This window comes from Streptomyces sp. NPDC103540 (assembly GCF_055584445.1).
The window spans coordinates 333,017-351,442 of sequence record NZ_JBVJMA010000010.1 but is presented as its reverse complement, the minus strand read 5'-3'; the positions used below and the strand labels follow the sequence as shown (position 1 = coordinate 351,442).

Genomic DNA, 18,426 nt, shown 5'->3' with positions numbered 1-18,426 from the left:
CCCTCGACGCCCCCTTCAACCCCGTCTCCCTCGCCATCGGAGCCGAAGCCACCTTCGTCGCCCGCACCATCGACTCCGACCGCAAACACCTCACCGAGGTCCTCCGCGCCGCAGCCGACCACCAGGGCACCGCCCTCGTCGAGATCTACCAAAACTGCAACATCTTCAACGACGGCGCCTTCGAAGCACTCAAGGACAACGAACAAGCCCTCGAAGCCGTCATCCGACTCGAACACGGCCAACCCATCCGCTTCGGCGCAGGCGCGACCAAGGGCGTCATCCGCGACCACACCACCGGCGACCTCCACACCGTCACCGTCACCCCCGACAACGAACACCACATCCTCGTCCACGACGCCCACACCACCAGCCCCACCACCGCCTTCGCCCTCTCCCGCCTCGCCGACCCCGACACCCTCCACCACACCCCCATCGGCGTCTTCCGCGACACCGAACGCCCCGTCTACGACACCCTCATGACGGAGCAGCTCGACACGGCGGTGGAGCGGAACGGCAAGGGCGACCTGGGCGCCCTGCTGCACGGCAACGACACCTGGACCGTCGTCGGCTGAGCCGTCGGACCTCACCCCTGCCGAAAGCCCGGATCCCGCCTTGAGGGTCCGGGCTTTCGCGTGTGCGCGCACGACCGGACACACCGCGTGCACTTTCGAAAAGTTAGCGCTTACCGTAAGGTAGTGCTCATCGCCTACGAACGGGAGCACACCATGAGCATCGTCGTCACCGGAGCCACCGGAGCCCTCGGCCGCCTCGTCGTCGAGGAGCTGCTGGCCACCGTCCCCGCCGCGGACCTGGCCGTCGTCGTGCGCGACGGCGCGAAGGCCGCCGACCTGGCCGCGCGGGGCATCGACGTACGGATCGCGAACTACGACGACCCCGCGAGCCTGGCCGGGGCCTTCCGGGCCGGCGACCGCGTCCTGCTGATCTCCGGCAGTGAGGTCGGGCGGCGCGTCCCGCAGCACACCGCCGTGATCGAGGCGGCCGGGGCCGCCGGGGTCGCGCAGCTCGCGTACACGGGGATCCTCGGCGGGCCCGAGGCCGACTTCGACCTGGCGGCCGAGCACAAGGTCACCGAGCAGGCCGTCCTGGACTCCGGTCTCCCCTACACCTTCCTGCGCAACGGCTGGTACCACGAGAACTACACCGGGCAGCTGTCCTCCGTCCTGGAGCACGGCGCGGTCGTCGGCAGCGCCGGCGAGGGCCGGATCGCCTCGGCGGCGCGGGCCGACTACGCGGCGGCGGCCGCGGCGGTGCTGACCGGCGAGGGCCACCTGAACCGCGTCTACGAGCTGTCCGGGGACACCGCCTGGAGCCTCGCCGAGTACGCCGCCGAGGTGGCGCGGCAGTCCGGGCGCGACGTCGCGTACAACGCCGTGCCCGCCGAGACGCACCTGGCGATCCTGACGGGCGCCGGGGTGCCGGAGGGCTTCGCGGCGCTCCTGGTCGACGTGGACGCGGCGATCTCGCGCGGCCGGCTGGCCGCCACGAGCGGGGACCTGGCACGCCTGATCGGGCGGCCGACGACCCCGGTGGCCGAGGCGGTCGCGGCGACCCTGGCCTGAGACACCCGGGCGGCGCGCGGGAGGGTGCCGGGGCGGTCGCAGGGGCGGTCGCCGGGCGCCGTTCCCCCTCCCGCCCCTCCGATGTCATGAGTATCTCCCCCAAACGGGCATGACATCGGGGCGCTGCGGCGTTACGGTCGTGAGGTTGTGAAATTGGCCGGAAGTAGCGCTGGAGGTCCCGTGAAGACAGAGGCCGAGCACCGCACGGGTTTGCTCTACGGATTCGGCGCGTACGGACTGTGGGGGCTGGTCCCCCTCTTCTGGCCGCTGCTCATACCCTCCGGCGCGGTGGAGATCCTGGCCCACCGCATGGTCTGGTCGCTGGCCGTGGTCGGGATCGCCCTGCTGGCGCTGCGCCGCTGGGCCTGGATCGCCGAGCTGGTGCGGCAGCCGCGCAAGCTGGCGCTCACCGCGCTCGCCGCGTCCGTGATCAGCGTGAACTGGGGCCTGTACATCTGGTCGGTCAACAACGGACACGTGGTGGAGGCGAGCCTCGGCTACTTCATCAACCCGCTCGTCACCATCGCGATCGGGGTCCTGGTGCTGGGTGAGCGGCTGCGCCGCGTCCAGTGGGCGGCCGTGGGGATCGGCGCGCTCGCGGTGGTCGTGCTGGCCGTCGGCTACGGGCGACCGCCGTGGATCTCGCTGGTGCTGGCCTTCTCCTTCGCCGCGTACGGCCTGATCAAGAAGAAGCTGGACATGGGCGGCCTGGAGTCGCTGACCGCCGAGACGGCGCTGCTGTTCCTGCCCGCCCTCGGCTACCTGCTGTGGCTGGGCGCGCAGGGGCGCTCCACCTTCGCCTCCGAGGGCCTCGGGCACTCCGCGCTGCTGGCCGCGACGGGTCTGGTCACCGCGATCCCGCTGGTGTTCTTCGGCGCCGCCGCGATCCGGGTCCCGCTGTCCACGCTGGGCCTGCTCCAGTACATGGCGCCGGTGTTCCAGTTCGGGCTGGGGGTGCTCTACTTCCACGAGGCGATGCCGCCGGAGCGGTGGGCGGGCTTCTCCCTGGTCTGGGCGGCGTTGGTGCTGCTGACCTGGGACGCGCTGCGGACGGCGCGGCGTTCGCGGATCCGGCTGGCGGCGGCCTCGGCCGCAGCGGCGCCGGTCTCCGGAGCCGCCGCCACGGCTTCCACTCCGGCCCCGGCCGCCCCGATCGCCCCGGCCGCCCCGACGCGCGAACCGGCTTAGCGGCGCCCCTTTTCCCCCTCGGTCCCCGGTACGAACCACTCGTACCGGGGATCGTCCGTTTTCCGAACCACCCTGACCGGATTGTGGTCTTGACGGATTGTCATGCTCTCGCTGAACATCAGGCTCGCACTGACGCACCACAAGCTCACCCGCTCTTTCCCCGCACGTTCCGTCGCATCCCCATACGGAATCCCGGAGCCCCCACATGAGCCTGTCCGTCTCCCGGCGTCTCGCCGCCGTGACCGCCGTCGCGGTCGCGGGGTTGCTCGCCGCCACCTCTCCCGCCGCGCTGGCCGCGCCGACGTCGGTCACCGCCGCGCCGACGCCGCCGGACATCCCGCTGGCCAACGTCAAGGCGCACCTGACCCAGCTGTCCTCCATAGCCGCCGCCAACGGGGGCAACCGCGCCCACGGTCGGACCGGCTACAAGGCCTCGATCGACTACGTGAAGGGCAAGCTGGACGCCGCCGGCTTCACCACCACGCTCCAGACCTTCACCTCCAGCGGAGCCACCGGCTACAACCTGATCGCCGACTGGCCGGGCGGTGACCCCAACTCCGTGCTGATGTCGGGCTCGCACCTGGACTCGGTGACCTCGGGCGCCGGCATCAACGACAACGGCTCCGGCTCGGCGGCCGTCCTGGAGGCCGCGCTCGCGGTGTCCCGCGCGAACCTCCAGCCCACGAAGCACCTGCGCTTCGGGTGGTGGGGCGCGGAGGAACTGGGCCTGGTCGGCTCGAAGTACTACGTCAACAACCTGCCGGCCGCCGAGAAGGCGAAGATCTCCGGCTACCTGAACTTCGACATGATCGGTTCGCCGAACCCGGGCTACTTCGTCTACGACGACGACCCGACGATCGAGCAGACCTTCAAGACGTACTTCGCGGGCCTGGGCGTGCCGACGGAGATCGAGACCGAGGGCGACGGGCGCTCCGACCACGCGTCCTTCAAGAGCGCGGGGATCCCGGTGGGCGGCCTGTTCACGGGCGCCGGCAACTCCAAGACGTCCGCGCAGGCGCAGAAGTGGGGCGGTACGGCCGGCCAGGCCTTCGACCGCTGCTACCACTCCTCGTGCGACACCACGGCGAACATCAACGACACCGCCCTGGACCGCAACTCCGACGCCGTCGCGTACGCGATCTGGAACCTCGGGGCGGCCACCCCGGTCCCGCCGGGCAAGTCCTTCGAGAACACCGCGGACGTGACCATCCCGGACTCCCCCGCCGCCGCGGTGACCTCGCCGATCACGGTCTCGGGCGTGACGGGCAACGCGCCGGCCACCACCAAGGTGGACGTGAACATCGTCCACACCTACCGCGGTGACCTGGTGGTCGACCTGGTCGCCCCGGACGGCACGGTCTACAACCTGCACAACCGCGCGGGCGGCAGCGCCGACAACCTCATCCAGTCGTACACCGTGAACGCGTCGAGCGAGGTCGCGAACGGGGTGTGGGGGCTGCGGGTCAAGGACACCGCCGCGCAGGACGTCGGCTACATCAACAGCTGGAAGATCACCTTCTGATCCGCCGGCCGTTCCCACCGAACGGACAAGTGGTCTAGACCTATGCCCTCCAGCGTGATCTGATGCGGATCATGACGGAGATCATCGCCGCCCTGTTCGTCCTGCTCGCCCTGGCCGTCGCCGTCGTCAACCCCGTGCCCCTGGTACGCGGACGGCGGCGGCTTCGGCGTCTCGCCGACCACGCGCGGGGCCTCGCCGTCGCGGTCCCGTGCGACCTCCGGGACGGGGACCTCACCGACGGCCGGTGGTGCGAGGGCCTGCTGGAGCTGCCCCCGGACGGCCCGGCCCGCTGGCGGGCCAAGGGCACGGCCGTCACCTCCCGCGTGGACTTCCCGCCCCTGGAGCCGGTCTCGGCCGACGAGGCGAGCCTCGCCTTCCGCTCCGAGGACGGCCGCACCGAGCTGCGGCTGCACCCCGACGAGGCGCCGATGGTGCTACGCGTCCTCCGCGGCGGAGCGTAGCGAGGCCGGCAGCGGATCCTGTATCCGCACCCGCAGCTCCTGGGCGACGGCGGCGACGTCCGCGCGCCCGCGCTTCGCGGCCTCCACCAGATCGCCCAACTCCTCGGGCGAGGGCAGCTGCTTCGCGCCGGCGACCCGGAGGTACGAGCGGGTCGCGGCGGCCGCGTAGAACTCGTTCATCGGGGATTCGAGCGCCGGGCAGACGGCGAGCGTGTGCAGGAAGGCGGCGGCGCGCCAGGCGGTGTCGGGGGCGGGCTGCTCGGGCACCAGCACCAGGTCGTTCTGGTGGCGGGCGACGGCGGCGGCCACCCCGGAGGGGTCCCACACGGCGGGATCCGAGGGCAGGTGGTGTGCGAGGGCCGTCCAGGCCCATTCCATGGTGATCTTCAATTGCCGAACCGCTCCTGGAAGTAGCCCCAGTGGTCGGCGAACTCCTCGATGCCGGAGAGGAACGTCTTGCGGTCCTCGTCCAGCTCGCGTTCGGTGACCTCGGTGATCAGCGCGGTGACCGTCGTGCCCAGCGCCGCCGCGCGCGCCTTGAGGCGTTCGTGGAACTCTTCGTCCAGGCGGATGGTGACGTGTCTCGACATGGCCCTCACGGTACAGCGGGCCCGCTGTACACAGGGCGGAAACGGGACAAGGGTGGCCCGGGACACAGGTCCCGAGCCACCCCTTCGCGGTGCGCGCTCGCGCGTGCGGCCACCCCTTCGCGGTGCGCGCCCGCGCGTGCGACTACTTCGCGGCGTTGGCCGTCTTCACCAGCTGGTCCTTGGTGACCGCGCCGACGTAGACCTTGCCGTCGTCCGTGATCAGCGCGTTGACCAGGCGGGTGGACATGATCCGGCCCTCACCGAAGGTGCCGGTGACCTTCTCGCCCAGGGAGTTCAGGAACTGCTTGGCCTCCTTGGGGGCGTTCTTGTCGTTCTCCAGCTCCTTCAGACCCTTGCCGGCCCCGGTGTCGATCCGCGCGACGGTGGCCCAGCCCTCGCCCAGCGGCGTGACCTCGCCCTTGCCGTTGCCGCCGCCCGTCAGCGCGTCCAGGCCGGGGAAGGCGTCCAGGGCCTTGAAGTCCTTGCCGTGGCCCTCGGCGCCGTCCTTCAGGTCGGAGCCCTCGGTCACCTTGGCGCCCTTGGGCGGGGTGAAGGTGAAGGTGTCGGCGGCGGGCTTGTCGAAGGCGACCTGGGTGAACCCGGCGTCGACGATCGGCTTGCCGCCCTGGCTCGACAGCAGCTGGATCCGCAGCGGCACGCCGTTCTTGGCGTCGACGGCGATCTGGACCGAGCCGACGGTGGAACCGGTCTGCTTGGGCTTCAGGACCAGCTGGTAGGCGTCCCGACCGGCGACCTGGGCGGTGTCGCCCACGCTGATGTCGGTGGTGGGACCGGCCTCCTTCAGGACGTCCTGGGCGAGCTGCTGCGGGGAGGTCGCCAGACGGTCGCCCGTCTTGTGCTCGCGGCCGCCCTGGGCGCCCTGCGGGTCCTTCTCGTGGAAGGCCTCGTTGGACTTCGAGTCGTACCCCCACACGTCGGCGCCGTTGTGGACGAGGGTGTACTCGTCCTTGCCGTCGAGGAAGGTGAGCTTCTGGCGGTCCGGGCCGTCCGCGGCGACGCGGAAGGTGTGCGTGCCGTTGGCCAGCTGCGCGATCTTGTCCTGCGGGTCGGCCGATCCGCCGGCCACCCCGCCGCCGCCGAGCAGGTTACCGGCGAGCTTGGGCAGACCCAGGTCGGTGCTGATCTTCGCCGTGCCGGAGAGCTGCTGGGCGTCGGACGCCGCGATCTTCTCGATGAGCTGCTGCGCCGTCACCTTGGGCAGGTCCGGGTTCCCCGCGTTCGCGAAGGCCGGGACCATCGCCACGGTCGCCGCGGCGACACCCGCCACCGCCACCGGTACGACGTACCGTGCGGCCTTGCGCGAGGTCTTCGTGTTCGCTGCCATGTCAGTGCCCTGCCCTCTGTGTCTACGGCGGCGACCCCCGTGTCGCCGCGCTCACCCGATCCGGTGGGGTTTTGATGTATCCATCTGACCAAATCGGACGGCCCGGGGCGTCAGCCCCCGGAATCAACTGCGCGTACGACCGTGGGATGACACGGGAAGGGCCCCTCCACCGGCGACCCGTAGGGGTCGGCGCGGGCGGAAGGGCCCTTTTCGCACGTCGGGGGCGGATGCCCCGGGACGGCCTAGGCCGTCTCTTCCGGATCTTGCCTGACCCGCGCCGCCCGGCACCGCGCCTCGCCGCGTTGTCGAGGCACCCGAGTACGTCCAGTAGTCGGGTGCCTCTCCGCCTTGCGAGGCACGGCACCGAACGACGCGGGCTTGACCGGCAAGATCCGAAAGAGACGGCCTAGCCGGCGCGGTGGACCACCGCGTCGCACAGCTCCTCCAGCGCGGACTTCGCGAAGCACTCCGGCAGCGGGGCGAGCATGGCGCGCGCGTCCTCGGCGTAGCGGATCGTGTCGCGGCGGGCCTGCTCCAGCGCGGGGTGCACCCGCAGCCGGGCGAGGACCTCGGCGTGCAGGGCGTCGTCCGACAGGTCGCCGTCCAGCATCGCGACGAGTTCCAGGTCCTCCGCGCGACCGTCCCGCTCGGCCATCTCCCGCAGGCGCAGCACGGGCAGCGTCGGGATGCCCTCGCGCAGGTCGGTGCCGGGGGTCTTGCCGGACTCGTGGGAGTCGGAGGCGATGTCGAGGACGTCGTCGGCGAGCTGGAAGGCGGTGCCGAGGCGCTCCCCGTACTGGGTGAGGATGTCGACGACGGCCTCGTCGGCGCCGGACATCAGCGCGCCGAAGCGGCCGGAGACGGCGATCAGCGAGCCGGTCTTGCCGGCGATCACGTCGAGGTAGTGGGCGACGGGGTCGCGGCCGTCGCGGGGGCCGGCCGTCTCCAGGATCTGGCCGGTCACCAGCCGCTCGAAGGCCTCGGCCTGGATGCGCACGGCCTCGGGGCCGAGGTCGGCCAGGATGTGCGAGGCGCGGGCGAAGAGGAAGTCACCCGTCAGGACGGCGACGGAGTTTCCCCAACGCGCGTTCGCGCTGTCCACCCCACGGCGTACGTCCGCCTCGTCCATGACGTCGTCGTGGTACAGCGTGGCCAGGTGCGTGAGCTCCACGACGACGGCCGACGGCACGATGCCGGGCGCGTACGGATCGCCGAAACGGGAGGCGAGCATCACCAGCAGCGGGCGGAACCGCTTGCCGCCGGCCCGCACCAGGTGCTGCGCGGCCTCGGTGATGAAGGGGACTTCGCTCTTGGTGGCCTCCAGCAGACCCGCCTCGACGGCGGCCAGTCCGGCCTGGACATCGGTCTCAAGAGCCTGGTCCCGCACGCTCAGTCCGAACGGCCCGACGACGGTCACGAGGGGTACTCCTGTCTGCTGACGATCACGTTGACGATCACATGGATTGTCGATGTGTCGCTGCCATCACTCAAGCCAGCCTATCCGGTCAGTTTTCGATCACGCAGAGCGCCTGCCCGCCCGCCACGCACGCATCGCCCGATGCGCACCGGTATGTTCTGAGGAAGCCGAAACAACCGGAGAGTACGTTTTGTCCAGAACCGAGACCGACATAGACGAGAACGGGGACCCGGAGGCGGATCAGCCGCCGCCGGGCGACGACCACGCCTTCCTGGGACACCCCAGGGGCCTGGCCACCCTCTCGGGTCTGGAGGTCTGGGAACGCTTCTCCTTCCTGGGCATGCAGGCCATCCTCGTCCTCTACTTCGCGGACACCGTCGCGCACGGCGGCATGGGCATGGCGCCGGGCACGGCCGCCTCGGTCGCCGCCGCGTACGGGACCATGGTCTACCTCGTCTCCGTCGCCGGTGGATGGCTCGCCGACCGGATCCTCGGTTCCTACCGCGCCGTCCTGTACGGCGGCGTCCTCATCGCCTGCGGCCACTACGCGATGGCCGTGCCCACCGACGCGATGACCTGGGCCGGCCTCGGCCTGATCAGCGCGGGCACCGGGCTGCTCAAACCGAACGTGGCCAGCATGGTCGGCAAGCTGTACCGCACCGCCGACGAGCGGCGCGACGCCGGCTTCGCGCTCTACTACATGGCCATCAACATCGGCGCCTTCGCCGGCCCGCTGATCACCGGCTGGCTCGGCGAGCACCAGGGGTGGCACTGGGGCTTCTCCGCCGCCGCCATCGGCATGACCGCGGGGCTCGTCCAGTACGTCCTCGGCCGCCGCCACCTCGCGGGCCGCAAGCACTCGGCCGAGTACGCCCTCGCCCCCGACGCGATGCGCCGGGCCGTCCTCCTGATCGTCGCCGGCTGCGTCGTCTTCGCCGCACTCGCCACCCTCCTGGCGGGGGTCGGTTGGTTGACGATGGCCCGTTTCGTGGACCTTCTCACCCTCGTCTCGGTGATCGCACCGGTCGTCTACTTCTGGCTGATGTTCCGCAGCCCCCGGGTCACGGACGCGGAACGCGGCCGGCTGCGCCCGTACGTGGTGCTCTTCCTCGCCTCGGTCGCCTTCAACTTCATCCTCTTCCAGGCCTACTCCACGATGATGCTGCTGGCCTCCACCAACGCCCGCACCGAGATCCTTGGCTTCACCTTCCCGTCGAGCTGGTACGCCTCCGCGCTCGGCGCGTTCGAGGTGCTGCTGGCCCCCGTCGTGGCCGCGCTGTGGGTGCGGATGGGCCCGCGCCAGCCGCACGCCTCGAACAAGATCGCCATCGGCGTGATCCTCGGCGGCCTGTCCTTCCTGCTGATGGTCCTGCCCACCTCCGGGCACGCCGGCGACGACTACCGGATGGCCGCCTGGTGGATCGTCGGCTCCTACCTTCTGCTGGGACTCGGCGACGTGCTCCTGGAGACCTCCGGCATGTCCGCCACCACCAAACTCGCCCCCAAGGCCTACGCGAGCCAGACCATGGCCCTGTGGTTCCTCTCGCTGGCCCTCGCCAACGGCATCCAGGCCCAGGTGGTCAAGGTCTACGGCCAGGTGTCCAACCCCGTGTACTTCGGGGTCAACGGCGCCGTCGCGGTCGCCGTCGGCCTGGCCGTCATCGCCCTCGCGCCGTGGCTGCGCCGCACGATGCACCCCGTCCACTGACGTCCGCGCCCGCACCCCGCCCGCGCCCCGCCGACCCGCGCCCGCTCGCCCCGCACCCGGAGGGAACGACCCCACCCCGATGATCATCCGTACCGCGTTCCCGTACGCGACCACCCACGAGGACGTCCGGATCCCGATGCCCGACGGCGTCGAGCTGTACGCCCGCATCTGGCGCCCGGTCACCGACGAACCCGTCCCGGCGCTGCTGGAGTACCTCCCGTACCGGCTGACCGACTGGACCGCCCCCCGCGACGCCCAGCGCCACCCCTGGTACGCCGGGCACGGCTACGCCTCCGTACGGGTCGACGTACGCGGCCACGGCAACAGCGGCGGCCGGCCCGGCGACGAGTACGACGCGCGGGAACTGGCCGACGGGGTCGCGGTGGTGGAGTGGCTCGCGCGCCAGGAGTGGTGCACGGGGGCGGTGGGCATGTTCGGGATCTCCTGGGGCGGCTTCAACAGCCTCCAGATCGCCGCCCTCGCCCCGCCCGCCCTCAAGGCCGTCGTCACGGTCTGCTCCACGGACGACCGCTACGACAACGACGTGCACTACATGGGCGGCTCGGTCCTGGCCGTCGACATGCACGCCTGGGCGGCGACCATGCTCGCCTTCGCCTCCCGCCCCCCGGACCCCCGCTACGCCGGCGACGGCTGGCGCGCGATGTGGCTGGAGCGGCTGGAGTCGATGGAACCGCTGGTCCACACCTGGCTCTCGCACCAGACCCGGGACGACTACTGGCGCCACGGCAGCGTCTGCGAGGACTACGGGGCGATCCGCGCGGCCGTCCTCGCCGTCGGCGGCTGGCACGACCCCTACCGGGACACCGTGCTGCGCCTGGTCTCCGCCCTGCCCGCCGGTCGCGTCCGGGGCCTGATCGGACCCTGGTCGCACCAGTACCCCGACCGGGGGCTGCCGCCGGGCCCGGCGATCGGCTTCCTCCAGGAGACGCTGCGCTGGTGGGACCACTGGCTGCGCGGCGACGACAACGGGGTCATGGACGAACCGCTGCTGCGCGCCTGGATCAGCGAGTCCCACCGCCCGGCCACCGTCTACGAGCGCCTCGACGGCCGCTGGGTCGGGGAACGGGCCTGGCCCTCCCCCTCGGTGGTGCCGGTCTCGTACGGGCTCCAGGGCGGCCCGGTGCTCGTCGCCTCCCCGCAGCACACCGGCCTGGACGCGGGCCGCTTCTTCCCCTTCGGCAACGACGCCGACCTGCCGCCGGACCAGCGCGAGGAGGACGCCAAGTCGGCGTGCTTCGAGTTCCCGGTCCCCACCGGGGAGCCGGTGGAGATCCTCGGCCGCCCGTCGGTGACGCTGCGCCTGCGGCTGGACGTCCCCTACGGGCAGGTCGTGGCCCGGCTGTGCGACGTCGCCCCGGACGGCTCCTCGACGCTGGTCACGCGCGGCGCCCTGAACCTCTCCGCCCGGCAGGGCCGCGACCGGGCCGTGCCGTGGCCGGTGGGCGCGTACGAGGACGTCACCTTCGAGCTGAACGGCATCGGGCACGCCTTCCCGCCCGGCCACCGGATCCGCCTCGCGGTGTCCTCGGCGTACTGGCCGTGGATCTGGCCCCGGGCCGGCTCGGAGGCCGGCTGGACCCTCGACCCGGCCGGCAGCACGCTGGAACTCCCGGTCCGGGCGGCCTCGGGCACCCCGTCCGACATCGTCTTCGAAGCCCCCGAGCAGGCGCCGCCGCTGGGCGTGGCCTACCCGGAGACCCTGGACGCGCCGCGCCCCGAACGGGTCGTCGTACGGGACGTGGCGCGCGGCACGTGGCGCCTGGAGGTCGACCCCCGCTACGGGGGCACCCGGGTCTACCCGGACGGGCTGGAGTACGCCGAGGACGCCACGGAGGTCTACGAGATCCGCGACGGCGACGCGCTGTCCGCCCGCACCCGCTCGGAGTGGCGCGTCCGCCTGCACCGCCCGGAGGAGGGCTGGGACGCCCGGGTGGAGACCCGCTCCGAGATCCGCTGCGACGAGGGCGGGTTCCTCACCTCGAACGAGGTCGTCTGCCGCGAGGGCGAGGAGGTCGTCTTCCACCGCACGTGGGAACGCCGCCTCCCGAGGGCGGCCGGCTGACCGCGCCCCGTCAGACCCCCGGGGCCCCGGCCTTGACGCCGTCCACGAACACGGCGAAGGCCGGGGCCGCCACCTCCAGGACGGGCCCGCGCGGATCCTTGGAGTCCCGCACGGGAACCACGCCGCGCGGGGCGACGAGGTTGACGGCGACCTCGACGCAGGCGCCGCCGTTCTCGCTGTAGGAGGACGTGAACCAGAGGGGGGATTCGGTCGTCACGGGATGCCCTTCCCTGCCGTAGGGGTACGTCCGGCCGAACGGATCAGCGCCCGCCAACCGGCACTCCACGCTCCCACAACTCCTCGGCGTGGGCGGCGAATCGGTCGAACATGCCACCCTCGCCCTGCCGGCGCAGGTGCAGCATCGGGGAGTCGTGCCCGATGACCCGGGCCAGGTGCGGCGTGACGAGGGCCTCCTCGTCGAAGCGGAACACCGACAGACCGACGTGGTTCATGGCGTCGGAGGCGGAGCTGTACCGCACCTCCAGGCCCTCCAACGGTCCCAGCCGGTCGAGTGCTTCGAGCGTCATCCGGATGCGCGTGGACACCGTGAGGGCGGCACCTTCCACGGCTTCGCGCTGCCGGGTGACCTCCCCGTCCGGATCCCCCAGCAGGAACCGCACCCGGCGGCCCGCCTCCACCTTGCGCCGCAGGATGCCGGGGAAGTCGGGGACCAGCGTCCAGAAGAAGTAGTTCGTGTACCCGGCGAGGAAGAGCTCGGAACCGGCGTCGCGAACGAGCCGCGCCCAGACCGTGGAGGGGCAGGCCGACCGGTAGGGGTAACTGTGGACCAGCTCCCGGTCGTTGCCGACTTTGACGCGGCTCGTGACTGCCTCGGGCCAAATCATCGCTTCCTCCACCCCCAGTACCCGACAGGCGTCCAGCCGGTTGCGCGCGTGCGGGATCAGGCTTTCGTCAGAGATCCAGCGTTCCACGGTCTTCGCGGTCACACCGACCCGGGCCGCCAGTTGTCGCTGGGACACACGCGTACGGGCCATAGCGTCTCGCAGCGCATTGTTCAAGGGATCCTCCCGGGACGTTCGGGCCTTCTCGGACCCTACTCCCGGCCGTCTCGGCTGTCCCTTCTTCAGCGAGCGATACCTCCCTCGGGGGGGTGCAGGCTGATGGCGAGACGGGGCTACAGAGAGGAACGGCCGTGCATGGAGCGGGATCCGGGGCCTGCGGACCGTGGGCAGAAGTACCGCCGGTGGGAACCCTCGTCGTCGATACCGGCCGGGGCGACCGGGTCGCGGAGTTTCGGGGGGTGGCGGGGCCCTACTGGGCGTTGCGGGACGTGCGGGGCGGGGTGGAGTGGGAGGCGGAGCCGGGGGTGGTGCGGGGGGCCGGGCCGATGGAGCGGCTGCGCGCGGAGATCGCCCGGGCCAACGCGCGCAGTGCGGAGGGACGGCTGTGATGGACCCCCTCGGCGAGCTGCGCCGGATCGAGTCCGACCCCGTCTACCGGGAGGTGTTCCTGGCCCGGCTGGAGGCGGAGGCGGCCCGACGGCGGGCGGAGCGGGAGGAGTTCACGCGCGGGGCGATCGAGGCGGCCGACCGGGTGCGGGAGCTGTGCCGGCCGCGTCCCGCGCGGTGGGAGGCGGTGGCGGTGACCCTGGGGGCGGTGCTGTGGGTCGGCTGCGTGGCCTTCGCCGCGGCCCGGGGGTGGGGGGCGTGAGCGGGCGGGCCTGCGGGGCGTACGGGGCCCTGTCCGCGGCGCACCTCGACGCCCTGGCCACCCGCCACCGGGCCGCGCTGCGGACCGTGCTCGGGGACGGTCCCGTACTGCGCTGCTCCCTGGAGCGGCACGCCGACGGGCCCCACATGGAGCTGCTCCACGACGGCGGGGCGGCGGGTACCGCCCTGTGGGCGCGGTGGGGCGCGGCCGGGGCGGACGACGCCGTCCTCGCGGCGGCCGACTGCCCGGCGGCGGCCCCCGACGGGGGCCCCTGCGCCCTGTACCTGGGCCACCCCGGCGGGCACTCCCGCTGGGTGTGACGCGGGTCACCGCAACGCCCGGGCCGTCGCGGACACTAACCGGCGTGGACCACCAACTGTTCGCGGACCTCTACGCCGCACACGCACGTGCCGTGTACGCGCATGCCGTCCGCATGACCGGCGACCGGGCCGGAGCCGAGGACGTCGTCTCGCTCACCTTCCTGGAGGCGTGGCGGCTGCGCGACTCGCTCGACGGGGTGGCGTACCGGCGGGCCTGGCTGTTCGGGATCGCGACGAACGTCATCCGCAACACCCGCCGCGCGGCGCGCCGGCATCGCGAGGCGATGGCCCGGCTGCCTCCCCCGGACTCCGTGCCGGACTTCGCGGACGGCGTCGTGTCCCGGATGGCCGACTCCGACCGGGCCGGCGCGGCGCTCGCCGCGTTGGACCGGCTGCGGCGCGCGGACCGCGAGGTGCTCCTGCTGTCCGTGTGGTCCGGCCTCAGCCACGAGGAGGTGGCCCGGGCGTGCGGGGTGGCCGTGGGCACCGTACGTTCGCGCCTCTCCCGGGCCCGCGCCCGCCTGGCCAAGCTCACCGCCGACCTGCCGGACCGGCCCCCGGTCGCCCGACCCGTCACCGGAGGAACCCCGTGAACGACGCCCACGAGACCCTGCGGCGCCTGCCCGGCGTCGCCGACGCGGACCTGCCCTTCCCCGGGGAGCGCCGGATCGGGGAGCACCTGCTGCGCGAGGCGGCGCGGGCCGACGGGCGGCCCGTCCGGGCCCGGCGCCGCCGCTCCTTCGCGCTGGTCCTGGCCGCCGGGGCCGCGACCTGCGCCGTGGCCCTGGCCGTCACCCTCGGCGTCGGCTCTGACGGGGGCCGGCCGGTCGTCGCCGCGCCGCCCGAACCGGCGGCGGTCCGGCTGCTGGACCGGGTGGCGCTGACGGCGCAGGCGCTGCCCGCGCCGACGGTCCGCGACGGCCAGTTCCTCTACACCCGGACCGTCGGGCACACGACGAACCTGTCCGAGACGAAGAGCGGCGCGATGGAGGCGTTGCGGGAGGACGCCGCCGCCGAGCGCTGGGTGTCCGTCGACCGGAAGGTGCCCACCCTCGTGCGCACGGCCGGGGGGGCCTCGACGAACCCCCTGAAGGGCGGGTACGGCAAGCCGAGCATCGGCAACCCCACCTACCGCTTCCTCGAATCCCTGCCCACCGACCCCGACGCCCTCCTGGAGCTGATCTACGAGGACACCCGGCTGAACCACGGCCCCGGCTCGGGCTCGACGACCGGGCCCGACCAGCAGGCGTTCGTGGCCATCGGGGACCTGCTGCGGACGGTGGAGGCGCCGCCCGGGGTGAGCGCCGCCCTGTACCGGGCCGCGGCCCGCATCCCGGGGGTGGTGTACGTCCCGGACGCGAAGGACGCGGCCGGGCGGACCGGGGTGGCGGTCGCCCGGGTCCACGACGGCGAACGCACGGAGTGGATCTTCGACAAGGACAGTCTGCGGCTGCTCGGCGAACGCACCGTGGTCCTGTGGGGCAACTCCTGGGGCAAGGCCGGGGACGAGGTGACCTCGGTGGCGATCGTCGGACGCGGGGTCGTGGACCGGGGTGGGGACCGGCCCGCCGGCCAGGGCGGCGCCGGCCAGGGCGGCGTCGGCCAGGGCGGCGTCGGCTAGGCGTAGAGGCGTTCGACGACGACCGCGACGCCGTCCGCCTCGTTCGAGAGGGTGACCTCGTCGGCCACCGCGAGGAGTTCGGCGTGGGCGTCGGCCATGGCCACGCCCCACGCCGCCCAGCCGAACATCGGGATGTCGTTCGGCATGTCGCCGAAGGCGATCGTGGCCTGCGGGCCGACCCCGAGGGCCGCCGCGGCGCGGGTGAGGCCGGCCGCCTTGTCCACGCCCGGCGGCTGGAGCTCCACCGTGTGTTCCCCCGCCATGGTGACGTTCACCAGGTCCCCGACCACCGAGCGGGCCACCCGGGTCAGTTCGTCGTCGCCGAGCCGCGGGTGCTGCATCAGCACCTTGTTGATGGGCGCCGGCCACAGGTCGTCCCGCTGGGGGACCCGCACCGTGGGCAGGTGCGGGTGCCACATCCGGTAGCCCGGCCCTATCAGCATCTCGCCGTCCAGGCCCTCCTGGTTGATCGCGACGTACACCTCCCCGATCTCGGCCTCGATCTTGCCGAGCGCCACCTCCGCGAGCCCCCGGTCCATCGCGTCGGAGTGCAGCAGGAGCCCGCGCGCCGCGTCGTAGACCTGCGCGCCCTGTCCGCACACCGCGAGCCCCGTATACCCAAGGCTGTCAAGGACATGGCGGACCTGCGGAACGGGGCGACCGGTGACGACGACGTGGTGCGCGCCGGCCGCGCGCGCCGTCGCGAGAGCCTTGCGGGAACGGGCCGAGACGGCGTCCCCGGCGCGCAGCAGCGTCCCGTCCAGGTCGGTGGCGATCAAGGCATAGGGGAGGGCGGAAGTCACGGCGCCAAGGATACGGACCCCTTTGGACAAGTCCTACAAATAGCGCCCGAATCCGGCCTCCCACAGACCCCACCGGCCACGTAACGTGTCAACCAGCCACCGGGACACCCCCGGACCGCGTCGAAAGCGAGGCAGCATCCCATGCCCCAGCAGAGCCCCCTCGATGTCCCCGAGGGCGACCCGTTCGGGCCGCACAACCTCCCCTACGGGGTGTTCACCACCTCCGGGGAGCCGACGCGCCGCCGCGTCGGCGTGCGGATCGGCGGACACGTGCTCGACGCGGGGGCCGTCGCCGTCGCGCTCGGCTCGCCGTACGCCGGGCTCCTCGCCCAGGGCTCGCTGAACCCGCTGCTCGCCGCCGGCCGCACCGCCTGGCACGACGTGCGCCGCGCCCTGACCGCCTGGGTCACCGACCCCGGCCACCGCGCGACCGTCGAACCGCACCTGCTGCCGCTGGACGCGGTCACCCTGCACCTGCCGTACGAGGTCGCGGACTACGTCGACTTCTACGCCAGCGAGCACCACGCCACCAACGTCGGGAAGATCTTCCGCCCCGACGGCGACGCGCTCACCCCCAACTGGAAGCACCTGCCGATCGGCTACCACGGCCGCTCCGGCACGATCGTCGTCTCCGGCACCGACGTCGTACGCCCCTCCGGGCAGCGCAAGGCCCCCACCGACCCGGCGCCCGTCTTCGGCCCGTCCGTCAAGCTCGACATCGAGGCCGAGGTCGGCTTCGTCGTCGGCACCCCCTCCGAGCTGGGCAGCCCGGTGGCCCTCGCCGACTTCGAGGAGCACGTCTTCGGCCTGTTCCTCCTCAACGACTGGTCGGCCCGCGACGTCCAGGCCTGGGAGTACGTGCCCCTGGGCCCCTTCCTCGGCAAGTCCTTCGCCACCTCCGTCTCCGCCTGGGTCACCCCCCTGGAGGCCCTGGACGCCGCCCGCGTCGCACCGCCCGCCCGCGACTTCCCGCTGCTGCCCTACCTCGACGACGCCGACGTCGACCGCCCCGGCGGCTTCGACCTGCGCATCACCGTGTCCATCAACGGGCAGGAGGTGGCCCGGCCGCCGTTCGCCTCCATGTACTGGACCGCCGCCCAGCAGCTCGCGCACATGACCGTCAACGGCGCCTCCCTGCGCACCGGCGACGTCTTCGGCTCCGGCACCGTCAGCGGCCCCGAGGTCGACCAGCGCGGCTCCCTGCTGGAGCTGACCTGGAACGGGCGCGACGCCATCGAGCTCGCCGACGGCAAGCGCACCTTCCTGGAGGACGGCGACACCGTCACCCTCACCGCCTGGGCCCCCGGCGCCGACGGCACCCGCGTCGGCCTCGGCGAGGTCACCGGCCGCATCGTGGGATCGCCCGCGTCCGCATCGTAGGACGATCGGCTCCGGCGGGGTGGCGGATCCTTCCGACGCCCCGCCGGACCCACCGCGCCGCGGCGGGCTTACGCCGCACGGGCGGCCCGACCACCCGTACGCCCCCTCGGCCGTGCGGGGCGGGGCCGGCGCGGCGACGCTGCTGGCATGCCCCCTCGTCACGCGAAGCTCGTCCCGCTGGCCCTCGCGGCCGCCGCCACGCTGGCGGCGGCGCCGTCGGCCCCCGCCGCGCCCACCGCCCCGGGCCCCCGCCTCACGCCCGCCGCCCAACTGGCCCTGACCTACCGGGCGACCGCGAAGTTCCACCGGCACGACGCCGCCGTCCGCGCGGGCTACGTCCCCGACAAGTACTGCGTGGTGAACCCGTCGGGCGGCGCCGGCGCCCTCGGCTACCCGCACTTCAACCACGCCTACGACGGTTCCGTGGACCCGCGGAAGCCCACCGCCCTGCTCTACGAGGGTGACGGCAAGGGGCGTTGGCGCCTGGCGGGCCTGGAGTGGATGGTCGTGGACCGGGACGGCCGCGAGGACACCGACGACGATCGCCCGTCCCTGTTCGGGCAGCCCTTCCGCGGCCCGCTGCCCGCCCGCTACGCGGGCCAGAAGGTCCACTACTCGCTGCACCTGTGGCTGTGGAAGGACAACCCCTCCGGGCGGTTCGAGCCCTTCAACCCGGCGGTGGTCTGCCTCCCCGGCACGACCCGGCCCCGCCCGACCGCCCCCGCCACCCCTTAGGG

Annotated in this window: 20 protein-coding genes and 1 pseudogene; 14 read left to right on the top strand and 7 right to left on the bottom strand. The window is 72.8% G+C overall.

Features of this window, described 5'->3' with window-relative positions; translation table 11 throughout:
• The 5 genes and pseudogenes from ACZ6ZI_RS25470 to ACZ6ZI_RS25450 form a co-directional block, all read left to right on the top strand.
• Positions 1 to 572: pseudogene (locus tag ACZ6ZI_RS25470) on the top strand (hypothetical protein); the annotation flags it as partial.
• A gap of 153 nt (positions 573 to 725) precedes the next feature.
• On the top strand, positions 726 to 1,580 hold the full coding sequence (locus ACZ6ZI_RS25465) for an SDR family oxidoreductase (protein WP_469524479.1): 855 nt from the start codon (positions 726 to 728) through the stop codon (positions 1,578 to 1,580).
• Positions 1,581 to 1,760: 180 nt separating this feature from the next.
• Positions 1,761 to 2,768 (top strand): EamA family transporter RarD, encoded by a 1,008-nt coding sequence (rarD, locus tag ACZ6ZI_RS25460; protein ID WP_469524446.1) that lies wholly within the window; start codon positions 1,761 to 1,763, stop codon positions 2,766 to 2,768.
• 205 nt (positions 2,769 to 2,973) lie between these two features.
• Positions 2,974 to 4,290 carry a M28 family metallopeptidase gene (locus tag ACZ6ZI_RS25455; protein WP_469524444.1) on the top strand — a complete coding sequence of 439 codons (1,317 nt, stop codon included), beginning with the start codon at positions 2,974 to 2,976 and terminating at the stop codon, positions 4,288 to 4,290.
• 62 nt (positions 4,291 to 4,352) lie between these two features.
• On the top strand, positions 4,353 to 4,751 hold the full coding sequence (locus ACZ6ZI_RS25450) for a hypothetical protein (RefSeq protein ID WP_469524443.1): 399 nt from the start codon (positions 4,353 to 4,355) through the stop codon (positions 4,749 to 4,751).
• Here the strand turns inward: ACZ6ZI_RS25450 and ACZ6ZI_RS25445 are convergent.
• From ACZ6ZI_RS25445 to ACZ6ZI_RS25430, 4 genes are all read right to left on the bottom strand, one after another.
• Entirely contained in the window at positions 4,725 to 5,141 is a 417-nt protein-coding gene (locus tag ACZ6ZI_RS25445; protein ID WP_363060561.1) for a hypothetical protein, read from the bottom strand. The two genes, ACZ6ZI_RS25450 and ACZ6ZI_RS25445, sit on opposite strands and share 27 nt — an antisense overlap.
• Positions 5,138 to 5,341, bottom strand: coding sequence for a hypothetical protein (locus ACZ6ZI_RS25440; protein WP_234333790.1), 204 nt, complete (start codon positions 5,339 to 5,341; stop codon positions 5,138 to 5,140). The genes ACZ6ZI_RS25445 and ACZ6ZI_RS25440 overlap by 4 nt, the downstream gene beginning before the upstream one ends.
• 142 nt (positions 5,342 to 5,483) lie before the next feature.
• Positions 5,484 to 6,686 (bottom strand): LolA family protein, encoded by a 1,203-nt coding sequence (locus ACZ6ZI_RS25435; protein WP_469524441.1) that lies wholly within the window; start codon positions 6,684 to 6,686, stop codon positions 5,484 to 5,486.
• 406 nt (positions 6,687 to 7,092) lie between these two features.
• Positions 7,093 to 8,103 carry a polyprenyl synthetase family protein gene (locus tag ACZ6ZI_RS25430; protein WP_469524439.1) on the bottom strand — a complete coding sequence of 337 codons (1,011 nt, stop codon included), beginning with the start codon at positions 8,101 to 8,103 and terminating at the stop codon, positions 7,093 to 7,095.
• Between the two features lie 190 nt (positions 8,104 to 8,293).
• On the opposite strand from ACZ6ZI_RS25430, the gene ACZ6ZI_RS25425 reads away from it, so the two are divergent.
• Both ACZ6ZI_RS25425 and ACZ6ZI_RS25420 read left to right on the top strand, forming a co-directional pair.
• Positions 8,294 to 9,811: a peptide MFS transporter gene (locus tag ACZ6ZI_RS25425; protein ID WP_469524437.1), complete on the top strand. Its 1,518-nt coding sequence runs from the start codon at positions 8,294 to 8,296 to the stop codon at positions 9,809 to 9,811.
• A 79-nt stretch (positions 9,812 to 9,890) separates the two neighbouring features.
• Positions 9,891 to 11,894 (top strand): CocE/NonD family hydrolase, encoded by a 2,004-nt coding sequence (locus ACZ6ZI_RS25420; protein WP_469524436.1) that lies wholly within the window; start codon positions 9,891 to 9,893, stop codon positions 11,892 to 11,894.
• Positions 11,895 to 11,904: 10 nt separating this feature from the next.
• On the opposite strand, the gene ACZ6ZI_RS25415 is transcribed toward ACZ6ZI_RS25420, so the two are convergent.
• Together ACZ6ZI_RS25415 and ACZ6ZI_RS25410 are read right to left on the bottom strand one after the other, a co-directional pair.
• Positions 11,905 to 12,111, bottom strand: coding sequence for a DUF397 domain-containing protein (locus ACZ6ZI_RS25415; RefSeq protein WP_469524434.1), 207 nt, complete (start codon positions 12,109 to 12,111; stop codon positions 11,905 to 11,907).
• Positions 12,112 to 12,154: 43 nt separating this feature from the next.
• Positions 12,155 to 12,874, bottom strand: a complete 720-nt coding sequence (locus ACZ6ZI_RS25410; protein WP_469524432.1) for an XRE family transcriptional regulator — start codon at positions 12,872 to 12,874, stop codon at positions 12,155 to 12,157.
• Between the two features lie 173 nt (positions 12,875 to 13,047).
• Here ACZ6ZI_RS25410 and ACZ6ZI_RS25405 point away from each other — a divergent pair, with 173 nt between their 5' ends.
• The 5 genes from ACZ6ZI_RS25405 to ACZ6ZI_RS25385 are packed head-to-tail and all read left to right on the top strand — an operon-like array spanning position 13,048 to position 15,506.
• Positions 13,048 to 13,305, top strand: a complete 258-nt coding sequence (locus ACZ6ZI_RS25405) for a hypothetical protein (RefSeq protein ID WP_469524431.1) — start codon at positions 13,048 to 13,050, stop codon at positions 13,303 to 13,305.
• A complete protein-coding gene (locus ACZ6ZI_RS25400; protein ID WP_469524428.1) occupies positions 13,305 to 13,565 on the top strand; it encodes a hypothetical protein in 261 nt (86 codons plus the stop codon). Before ACZ6ZI_RS25405 ends, ACZ6ZI_RS25400 begins: the two co-directional genes overlap by 1 nt.
• On the top strand, positions 13,562 to 13,885 hold the full coding sequence (locus tag ACZ6ZI_RS25395; protein WP_469524426.1) for a hypothetical protein: 324 nt from the start codon (positions 13,562 to 13,564) through the stop codon (positions 13,883 to 13,885). Before ACZ6ZI_RS25400 ends, ACZ6ZI_RS25395 begins: the two co-directional genes overlap by 4 nt.
• Before the next feature lie 44 nt (positions 13,886 to 13,929).
• The gene (locus tag ACZ6ZI_RS25390; RefSeq protein WP_469524425.1) at positions 13,930 to 14,478 is read left to right on the top strand and encodes an RNA polymerase sigma factor; all 549 of its coding nucleotides are present in this window, start codon (positions 13,930 to 13,932) and stop codon (positions 14,476 to 14,478) included.
• Positions 14,475 to 15,506 (top strand): CU044_5270 family protein, encoded by a 1,032-nt coding sequence (locus ACZ6ZI_RS25385; RefSeq protein ID WP_469524422.1) that lies wholly within the window; start codon positions 14,475 to 14,477, stop codon positions 15,504 to 15,506. Before ACZ6ZI_RS25390 ends, ACZ6ZI_RS25385 begins: the two co-directional genes overlap by 4 nt.
• Here ACZ6ZI_RS25385 and ACZ6ZI_RS25380 read toward each other — a convergent pair.
• Positions 15,503 to 16,309 carry an HAD family hydrolase gene (locus tag ACZ6ZI_RS25380; RefSeq protein WP_469524420.1) on the bottom strand — a complete coding sequence of 269 codons (807 nt, stop codon included), beginning with the start codon at positions 16,307 to 16,309 and terminating at the stop codon, positions 15,503 to 15,505. The two genes, ACZ6ZI_RS25385 and ACZ6ZI_RS25380, sit on opposite strands and share 4 nt — an antisense overlap.
• A 141-nt stretch (positions 16,310 to 16,450) precedes the next feature.
• Here ACZ6ZI_RS25380 and fahA point away from each other — a divergent pair, with 141 nt between their 5' ends.
• Positions 16,451 to 17,689, top strand: a complete 1,239-nt coding sequence (fahA, locus tag ACZ6ZI_RS25375) for a fumarylacetoacetase (RefSeq protein WP_363060540.1) — start codon at positions 16,451 to 16,453, stop codon at positions 17,687 to 17,689.
• A 147-nt stretch (positions 17,690 to 17,836) separates the two neighbouring features.
• The gene (locus ACZ6ZI_RS25370) at positions 17,837 to 18,424 is read left to right on the top strand and encodes a hypothetical protein (protein ID WP_469524417.1); all 588 of its coding nucleotides are present in this window, start codon (positions 17,837 to 17,839) and stop codon (positions 18,422 to 18,424) included.
• Positions 18,425 to 18,426 lie beyond the last annotated feature (2 nt).